The organism is Spirillospora sp. NPDC049652, from assembly GCF_040675125.1.
Lineage (GTDB): Bacteria > Actinomycetota > Actinomycetes > Streptosporangiales > Streptosporangiaceae > Spirillospora.
In genome coordinates, this window is the sequence record NZ_JBFAOF010000392.1 from 1 (window position 1) to 6,206 (window position 6,206).

Annotated in this window: 7 protein-coding genes; 4 read left to right on the top strand and 3 right to left on the bottom strand. The window is 73.5% G+C overall.

The window, feature by feature from the left end:
* The coding region (locus AB0J52_RS23035) for an ABC transporter permease (protein WP_500184016.1) at positions 1 to 590 on the top strand (590 nt) is incomplete at its 5' end.
* Positions 591 to 650: 60 nt separating this feature from the next.
* Here the strand turns inward: AB0J52_RS23035 and AB0J52_RS23040 are convergent.
* Complete coding sequence (locus AB0J52_RS23040; protein WP_500184017.1) at positions 651 to 1,316, bottom strand: GntR family transcriptional regulator; 666 nt, start codon at positions 1,314 to 1,316, stop codon at positions 651 to 653.
* Positions 1,317 to 1,463: 147 nt separating this feature from the next.
* Between AB0J52_RS23040 and pdhA the strand changes: the two genes are divergently transcribed.
* The 3 genes from pdhA to AB0J52_RS23055 are packed head-to-tail and all read left to right on the top strand — an operon-like array spanning position 1,464 to position 5,003.
* Positions 1,464 to 2,603, top strand: a complete 1,140-nt coding sequence (gene pdhA, locus AB0J52_RS23045) for a pyruvate dehydrogenase (acetyl-transferring) E1 component subunit alpha (protein WP_500184018.1) — start codon at positions 1,464 to 1,466, stop codon at positions 2,601 to 2,603.
* A gap of 13 nt (positions 2,604 to 2,616) precedes the next feature.
* Positions 2,617 to 3,633, top strand: coding sequence for an alpha-ketoacid dehydrogenase subunit beta (locus AB0J52_RS23050; RefSeq protein ID WP_500184019.1), 1,017 nt, complete (start codon positions 2,617 to 2,619; stop codon positions 3,631 to 3,633).
* Positions 3,630 to 5,003 carry a dihydrolipoamide acetyltransferase family protein gene (locus tag AB0J52_RS23055; protein ID WP_500184020.1) on the top strand — a complete coding sequence of 458 codons (1,374 nt, stop codon included), beginning with the start codon at positions 3,630 to 3,632 and terminating at the stop codon, positions 5,001 to 5,003. Before AB0J52_RS23050 ends, AB0J52_RS23055 begins: the two co-directional genes overlap by 4 nt.
* 173 nt (positions 5,004 to 5,176) lie before the next feature.
* Here AB0J52_RS23055 and AB0J52_RS23060 read toward each other — a convergent pair whose 3' ends face one another.
* Positions 5,177 to 5,386 (bottom strand): hypothetical protein, encoded by a 210-nt coding sequence (locus tag AB0J52_RS23060; RefSeq protein WP_500184021.1) that lies wholly within the window; start codon positions 5,384 to 5,386, stop codon positions 5,177 to 5,179.
* Between the two features lie 127 nt (positions 5,387 to 5,513).
* The coding region (locus AB0J52_RS23065; RefSeq protein ID WP_500184022.1) for a cellulose binding domain-containing protein at positions 5,514 to 6,206 on the bottom strand (693 nt) is incomplete at its 5' end.

Sequence of the window (6,206 nt, forward strand, 5' to 3'; positions counted from 1 at the left end):
GCCCGGCCGCGGCCGTCGGCGCGTCCCTGCTGTGGGAGAAGCAGGCCGGGTTCCTGCGGGAGATGCTGGCCGGGCCCGTCCGGCGCGAGTCGCTGCTGCTCGGCAAGTGCCTGGGCGGCGCGACCATCGCCACCATCCAGGGCACGCTGCTGCTCGCCGCCGGGCCGCTCATCGGGGTCCCGGCCGAACCGCTGCTGATCGCCATGCTCGCAGCGCAGCTCGCGCTCACGTCGCTGGCGATGACGGCGGTCGGGGTGCTGGCGGCGACGTTCGTCCGCCGCCCGCCGACCTACGGGACGGCCCTGTCGGTGCTGGTGGCGCCGCTGACGTTCCTGTCCGGGGCGATGTTCCCGCTCACGGGCCTGCCCGCCTGGCTCAAGGTGCTCGCGCTCGCCGACCCGCTCACCTACGCGGTGGACGCCCTGCGCCGCACCGTCGCGTCCCAGCTTCCGTCCGCGCCGCCGCACCTGTTCCGGCCGCTCGCGATCGGCTCCTGGCACCCGCCGATCGTCGCCGAGTGGGCGCTGCTGGCGCTGCTGGCGTTCGTCCCGCTCGTCTGGTCGGCCCGCCGCTTCTCCCGCACCGACTGACCCCGGCTCCGGCACTCGACCGGACGCCCCCGTCCCGCATCGGGACGGGGGCGTCCGCGCTCACGGGCGGCAGGTCAGCGGGGCGTAGTTCATGACGTGGTCGTGGAGCATCTGGGCGGCGGCCGGGTCCTGCTGGCGGAAGGCCTCGATGATGCGGGCGTGCTCGGCGGACTTGGAGTAGATCTCGGTGCGGTGCAGGCGGAGGGACAGGGTCGTCCAGACCTCGATGCCGAGGCCCTCCCAGACCGAAGTAAGCAATTGGTTACCGCTGAACCCGACCACCAGCCGGTGAAAGTGGATGCTTTCGCGGATCTGCACGTCCAGATCGCCCGCCGTGGCGGCCTCGGCGAGCCGGGCGTTCTGGGCCTGGAGCTCGTCCAGGTGGCCCGCCAGGCGGGGCAGGGCGAGCTCCACGGCGGTGCGCTCCAGGCCGGCCCGGACCGGGAAGATCTCGGCCAGCTCGCGCTCGCCGAACGGCCGGACGCGGGCGCCGCGGTTGGGCAGCGTCTCGATCAGCCGCAACGTCTCCAGCAGGCGCAACGCCTCGCGGACCGGGCCCTGGCTGACCCCCAGCTCGGCCGCGACGCGGCGTTCGACGATGCGCTCCCCCGGCTGCCAGCGGCCGCTGGAGATGCCGTCCACGATGAACTCACGGATCTGGTCGACCAGGCCGGTGCGCTGGAGCGGGGCGGGCTGGTCCTCTGCGGCGGCGGACGGGGCGTTCACGCCCTCCATGGTAGGGGGCGCGCCGGGATGCGCACTGGTCCAGACCTCTTGACGGGAGGGCATATGATCGATCATTGATCAATGATGATCGGTGACGAGTGGCGCGGCGACCCCGCGGCACCCTCTCCCGTAGGAGGCAGAACGCCGATGGCTGAGACCACGAAGGCAGCCCCGGGCCGCGCCCGCCGGAGCACCGGCGCCACGAGCACCAGGGGCGCCGCGGCCAAGGGCACCCCCAAGCCCGCCGACAACCGCGCCAGCGCCGTCGCGCGCCGCAAGGCCGACGACGAGGCGCGGGTCGAGTACTTCCGGCAGATGCTGCTGGTGCGCCGGTTCGAGGAGCGGACCGCCCGGGCCTACACCGAGGCCAAGATCGGCGGCTACTGCCACCTGAACCTGGGCGAGGAGGCCACCGTCGTCGGCCTGATGTCGGCGCTGCGCCCCACCGACTACCTGTTCACCAACTACCGCGAGCACGGCTACGCGATCGCCAAGGGCATCGAGCCGCGCCGCGTGATGGCCGAGCTGTACGGCCGCTCCACCGGCGTGTCCAAGGGCTGGGGCGGGTCGATGCACATGTTCGACACCGAGGCCCGGCTCCTCGGCGGCTACGGCATCGTCGGCGGCCAGCTCCCGCTCGCGACCGGCGCCGCGATGGCGGTGTCCTACCGCGGCGGCGACGACGTGGTGATGGTCCAGATGGGCGAGGGGACGGCCGCGATCGGCGCGTTCCACGAGTCGCTGAACATCGCCGCGCTGTGGAACCTGCCGGTCGTCTTCGTGATCATCAACAACGGCCTGGGCATGGGCACCACGGTCGAGCACTCCGCCGCCGAGCCCGAGCTGTACAAGCGCGGCGCGGCGTACCGGATGGCCAGCGCCCGGGTGGACGGCACCGACGTGGTCGCCGTCCGGGACGCGGCCCGCGAGGCCGTCGAGCGGGCCCGCGAGGAGAGCCGCCCCTACCTGCTGGAGTGCACCAGCCCCCGGCTGCGCGGGCACTCGGTCGTCGACCCGGCCAAGTACCGCACCAAGGAGGAGAAGGAGGCCCTCAAGGCCGCCGACCCCCTCGCCAAGGCTCAGCTGGAGCTGCAGGACGCCGGGCTGCTGACCGCCGAGGACGTCGAGCGCCTCGAGGCCGAGATCGCCGAGATCGTCGCCGACGCGGCGTCCTTCGCCGACGACTCCCCGCACCCCGACGTCTCGACGCTGTTCGACTACACCTACGCGACGCCGGTGCCGAACGACCTGCCGCGTCTTCCCGCCGACCCGCTCTTCCGCGTCTGAGAGATCGACTTCCATGGCAACCATCACTTACCGGCAGGCCCTGCGCGACACGCTGCGGGCCGAGATGCTCCGGGACGAGAACGTCCTGCTCATGGGCGAGGAGATCGGCGTCTTCGAGGGCTCCTACAAGATCACCGAGGGGCTGCTGAAGGAGTTCGGGGAGCGCCGCGTGCGCGACACCCCGATCGCCGAGGAGGGCTTCGTCGGCGCCGCGATCGGCGCCGCCATGCTGGGCCTGCGCCCGGTCGTGGAGCTCATGACGATCAACTTCTCGCTGCTCGCGCTGGACCAGATCGTCAACCACGCCGCCAAGATCTACGGCATGTTCGGCGGGCAGAACCCCGTCCCGATGGTGATCCGCACCCCGGGCGGCGGCGGCCAGCAGCTGGGCGCGACCCACTCGCAGAACGTCGAGCTGTACTACTCGTTCGTCCCGGGCCTGAAGGTCGTCGCGCCGTCCACGCCGCTGGAGGCGTCCGCGCTGCTCAAGGCCGCCATCCGGGACGACGACCCGGTGCTGTTCCTGGAGAACCTCGCGCTCTACAACACCAAGGGCGAGGTGCCGGACGACATCGCCGACGTCGAGCCCGCCGAGATCGGCCGCGCGGCCGTGACCCGCGAGGGCACCGACATCACGATCATCGGCTACTCGCGGATGGCGCACGTCGCCGCCGAAGTGGCCGAGAAGCTGGCCGCCGAGGGCGTGTCGGCCGAGGTCGTCGACCTGCGCAGCCTGCGTCCGCTGGACCGCGAGACCATCGTGGCCTCGGTCCGCAAGACCGGGTCGGCGGTCGTCGCCGAGGACGACTGGCTGACCTACGGGATCGGCGCGGAGATCGCCGCGACGATCCAGGAGGGCGCGTTCGACTGGCTGGACGCCCCGGTCCGCCGGGTCGCCATGGCCGAGGTCCCCCTGCCCTACAGCAAGCCGCTGGAGATGGCCGCGCTGCCGTCCGCGGACTCCCTGCTCACCGCCATTCGCGAAACGCTCCGCGCGACCGGCCGTACCACCCTGGAGACCGTCCGATGACCGAGATCCTGATGCCGCGCCTCTCCGACACCATGGAGGAGGGCGTGATCGCCGCCTGGCAGAAGAAGCCGGGCGACGAGGTGGCCGTCGGCGACGTGCTGTGCGAGATCGAGACCGACAAGGCCGTCATGGAGTACGAGGCCTACGAGGCCGGCGTGCTCACGGAGATCCTCGTCGCCGAGGGCGAGACGGCCGCGATCGGCGCGCCGATCGCGATCATCGGCGGCGCGGGCGACGCGCCCGCCGCGTCCGGGTCGAAGGCCGAGGCCCCGGCTGAGGCTGCGGCTGAGGCTCCGGCCCCCGCCAAGGCCGAGGCGCCCGCGAAGGCCGAGAAGGAGCAGGCCCCGGCCGAGGCTCCGGCCGCCGAGACCGAGCCCGAGGCGGAGAAGGTGCCGGCGGCCGTCGGCGCCGAGCGCCCGTCGGCGAACGGCGTGGCGGGCTCGCGTCCGCCGTCGTCCCCGCTGGCCCGCCGCCTGGCCCGGGACCACGGCCTCGACCTGCACGCGATCACCGGCAGCGGCCCCGGCGGGCGGATCATCCGCGCCGACATCGAGGCCGCGATCCGCGGCGGCGCGCAGCCCGCGTCCGCCCCGGCGGCGTCCGCCCCGGCCGCGCAGGCCGGGCAGGCCGCTCCGGCGGCGTCCGCGCCGAAGCCCGCCGCCGCGCCCGCTCCGCAGGTCGCGGACGAGGACGTCGAGCGCGTCCCGCTGAACCGGTTCCGCAAGGTCGCCGCGCGCCGCCTGGTCGAGAGCAAGCAGAACGCGCCGCACTTCTACCTGAACCGCGAGGTCGACGCCGAGGCGCTGGTCGCGTTCCGCAAGACCCTGAACGAGGCGCTCGCCCCGGCCAAGGTCAGCGTGAACGACCTGATCGTCAAGGCGTCCGCGCGGGCGCTGCGCGAGCACCCGCAGGTCAACACCTCCTACACCGAGGACGCGCTGCTCGTGCACAAGCGCGTCCACGTGGGCGTGGCCGTCGCGGTCGAGGACGGCCTGCTCGTCCCGGTGATCAAGGACGCGGACCGCAAGTCGGTGTCCGACATCGGCGCGGAGACCCGCGCGCTCGCCGCCAAGGCCCGCGACGGCAAGCTGTCGCCCGCCGAGATGACCGGCGGCACGTTCTCGGTCAGCAACCTCGGGATGTTCGGCGTGGACTCGTTCTCCGCCGTGATCAACCCGCCGGAGGCGGCGATCCTCGCGGTCGGCGCGGTCCGCGAGGAGCCGGTGGTCCGGGACGGCCAGGTCGTGCCGGGCAAGCGGATGGCGATCACCCTGTCGGTGGACCACCGGGCCGCCGACGGCGCCACCGCCGCCAAGTTCCTGGCCCGCCTCGCCGAGCTGCTGGAGAACCCACTGCTCATCGTCGCGTAACGTGGCATGGCCGATTTTCCCGGCCATGCGGCGCCTCCTCCGGGAGGCCGCCTGAAGCACGCCGCCCATGGCGCACCCCGTGGGGCGGCGAACGGCCTCGCGCCCCGACCGGCGACCCCGGTCGGGCGCGGGGCCGCATCATTTCCCGGCGGGGGCGCGGCGCGGGACCCGCGCTACTTGCTGGGTTCGGGCATGTCGCAGGAGATCTTCGGGTTGAGGCCGAGGTAGTTGAGCGGCCCGGCGATCACCGTCACCGCGATCGTGCCGCTGCGGCTGCAGTTTCTCAGCTGGTCCTTGACCGGCCGGTCGTAGTAGTGGCGCTGACCGGCGGCGACGGCGCCGATGACCAGCCAGATGAGCAGCACGACCGAAGAGATCCGCATAGCCACATCGTGCAGGTCCGATGGCGCGGGGACAACCCTTTCAGCCGGTCGCCACGCCGTTCACACCCGTCGGCACGCGGTTCATCGCGCCGGTCGGCACGCCGCACACACCGTGCCGGCACGCTGTTCACGCCTGTCGGCACGGTGTGCCGTCGAGGGTGAAGGCGTCCGGGCGGGGTTCGGGGGCGCTGCCGGAGGCCGTCCCGAGGAAGCCGAACTCGGCGGTTCCGTGCGGGGCGATGCGGCGGTTGTAGTCGGCGGCGATGACGGTGACGTCCGCGCCGGACTGCTCCCGCGCGCCGTTCCAGAGCTGGGTGATCCGCTCGCCGCGGCCGAACGTCCAGCTCAGCCGCCAGCCGTCGAGTTCGGACGTGCCCAGGTTGGTGATCCGCACCTGCGCCTGGAACCCGCCGGGCCACTGCCCGGTGACCGCGTAGGCGACCGCGCAGGCCGGTCTGGCGGGCGTGGACGGTGACGGGGTGGTCGCGGACGCGGCCGGGGACGGCCCGGTGGTCGGACGGCCTGACGGGGCGGGCGTGTGCGCCGCGGCGGGCTTCCGGTCGTCGGAGAGCGCGGCGACCAGCAGGAACACCAGGAGCAGCACGGCGGCCGCTCCCCCGCCGATCAGCAGCGGCCGGCGCGCCGACCCGCCGGCGGGCGTGGCCGGGAGCGGCTCGTCCAAGATCCGTGTCGGGTTCCCCACGGCCGGGCCGGCCGCCGGTTCGACGGGCAGGGCGGGGCCCCGCCCGGGGGACGCGTCCGGGGCGACCGGCTGAACAGGGCTCTGCCCCGGGGACGCGGCCGGATCGAGGATCTCGCC